Source organism: Candidatus Limnocylindrales bacterium (assembly GCA_035626395.1).
Lineage (GTDB): Bacteria > Desulfobacterota > Binatia > UBA1149 > CAITLU01 > DASPNH01.
The window spans coordinates 1-2461 of record DASPNR010000036.1; the positions used below are offsets into that span (position 1 = coordinate 1).

Below are 2461 nucleotides of genomic sequence, written 5' to 3' on the forward strand. Positions count from 1 at the left end.
TTGCCGATGACCGGGCGCTGCTGAAGCGGCTGGACCTGCCCGTCAGCTCGGAACTGAAGCCATGAGCACCGGCCCAAGGCCCTTCCGCATCCTGGGCATCCAGCAGATCGCCATCGGTGGTCCCGACAAGCAGCGCCTGAAGTCGCTGTGGGTCGACGTGCTGGGCCTGGCGGTCAAGAGCAGCTTCGTCAGCGAGCGCGAGAACGTCGACGAGGACATCTGCGCGCTGGGCCAGGGCCCGCATGCGGTCGAGGTCGACCTGATGCAGCCGCTGGACCCGGAGAAGAAGCCGGCGGTGCACATGACGCCGCTGAACCACGTGGGCCTGTGGGTCGACGACCTGAAGCAGGCGGTCGAATGGATGACAGCCAACGGCGTGCGCTTCGCGCCGGGCGGCATCCGCGCGGGCGCCGCGGGCCACGACATCTGCTTCATCCACCCCAAGTCGAACGATCAGTTCCCGATCGCCGGCGAGGGCGTGCTGATCGAGCTGGTGCAGGCGCCGCCGGATGTGATCGCGGCGCTGGGCTGAGGCATCTCTAAGCCGAAGTTCCCCGTCGACATGACCCCGTTTTGGGCATCAGTCTCCTCGTAGGAGACGGATTTCTATCGCCAATTCGCCTCCAAAACGTAGGCATGTCTTTTGGCTTGACATATGCATGAATGTCGCCTATTGATGTAGGCATGCATATTCACGTCGTGCCGAATCGCGGATCGCCACCCACCGTGCTGCTGCGCGAGTCCTACCGCGAGGGCGACAAGGTCCGCAAACGAACGCTGGCCAATCTTTCCGACCTGTCGTCCGAGCAGATCGAAGCCATTCGCGCTGCACTGCGCGGCGAGGCCTTGCAGCCCGTCGCGCAGTCGTTGGAGATCACGGCTTCGCGTGCGCATGGTCACGTGCAGGCCGTGACGCTTGCGATGCAGCGTCTGGGATTCGCCTCGCTCGTGGCCTCCAAGCCATCCCATGAGCGCGACCTCGTGCTGGCCATGGTGGCTGCGCGCATCGTGGCGCCGAACACGAAGCTGGCCACGACACGCTGGTGGCACACCTGTACGTTGGCCGCGGACTTCGGCGTGGCCGATTCCGATGAGGACAACCTGTATGCCGCCATGGACTGGCTGCTGGCGCGCCAGGATTCGATCCAGGCGAAGCTTGCCGCGCGTCATTTGAGCGACGGCGGCCTGGTGCTGTACGACTTGAGCTCGAGCTACTTCGAAGGCACCACCTGTCCGCTGGCCAAGCTGGGCCACAACCGGGACGGCAAGAAAGGCCTGCTGCAGGTCAACTATGGGCTGCTCACGAATGCGCTGGGGTGTCCGGTGGCCGTGTCGGTGCACGAGGGCAATGTGGCCGACAGCGCCACCTTCGTGCCCGAGGTGCAGCGATTGCGCGAGCAGTTCGGCATCGAGCACCTGGTCATCGTGGGCGATCGCGGCATGATCGGCCACAAGGCGATCGCAGAACTGCGCCAACTCGACGGCGTCGACTGGATCGGGGCATTGAAGAACACGTCGATCCGTGCGCTTGTCGAACAAGGGCAATTGCAACTCGGGTTGTTCGACGAGCGCAACCTGATCGAGTTGACTGCGCCCGAATACCCGGGCGAGCGGCTGGTGGCATGCCGCAACCCACAACTGGCGGCGCTGCGCGCGCACAAGCGCGAGGACTTGCTGCGGTCCACGGAGAAGAACCTGCAGGCGATCAAGGATCGTGTCGATGCAGGCCGGCTTGCCGGTGCCGATGGGATCGGCGTGAGCGTGGGCAAGATCGTCAACAAACACAAGGTCGCCAAGCACTTCGAGCTGACCATCGGCGGCGACAGCTTCTCCTTCGCGCGCAAGCCTGAAGCGATCTCCGCCGAGGCTGCATTGGACGGCATCTACATCATCCGCACCTCGGTCGATGCACAGCGCATGGATGCTGCTGACTGCGTGCGCAACTACAAGGCTCTGGCCAACGTGGAGCGCGCCTTCCGCTCACTGAAGACGGTGGACCTGAAGGTGCGACCCATTCATCACCGCACTGCCGATCGCGTGCGCACCCATATCTTGCTGTGCATGCTGGCCTATTACGTCGAGTGGCACATGCGTCAGGCTTGGGCTGCGCTGATGTTCACCGACACGGATCAGGCGGCAAAGGCGACGCGCGATCCGGTTGCGCCAGCTGCCCGCTCCGATGAGGCGCTAGACAAGGTCCACCACCGGACGCTCGACGACGGCACGCCGGTGCACAGCTTCCGCACCTTGATCGACGAGATGGCCACCATCGTGCGCAACACCTGCCGAACCCCTGGCGCTGATACCAGCTTCGACGTCTGTACGACTCCAACCCACAAGCAGCGCCAGGCACTCGATCTCATCCGCGAAATCGCCGTGTAGGCAGCAATCGGAAGCCGCATTCCCTCTCAAGTGCTTGTCACTCAAGGACAAATTCGTTCCGCGGGCCGGGGAACTTCGG

The 2461-nt window shown here is 63.9% G+C and carries 2 protein-coding genes; both read left to right on the forward strand.

Translation table 11 applies throughout. The features are described from left to right. The first annotated feature begins 61 nt into the window (after positions 1–61). Positions 62–532: a VOC family protein gene (locus VEC57_15140; GenBank protein ID HYC00471.1), complete on the forward strand. Its 471-nt coding sequence runs from the start codon at positions 62–64 to the stop codon at positions 530–532. 131 nt (positions 533–663) lie between these two features. Next, the gene (locus VEC57_15145; GenBank protein ID HYC00472.1) at positions 664–2382 is read left to right on the forward strand and encodes an IS1634 family transposase; all 1719 of its coding nucleotides are present in this window, start codon (positions 664–666) and stop codon (positions 2380–2382) included. Positions 2383–2461 lie beyond the last annotated feature (79 nt).

Coding starts and splice junctions, on each gene's coding strand:
- VEC57_15140 (HYC00471.1), top strand. CDS start 62: ATGAGCACCGGCCCAAGGCCCTTCCGCATCCTGGGCATCCAGCAGATC.
- VEC57_15145 (HYC00472.1), top strand. CDS start 664: ATGTCGCCTATTGATGTAGGCATGCATATTCACGTCGTGCCGAATCGC.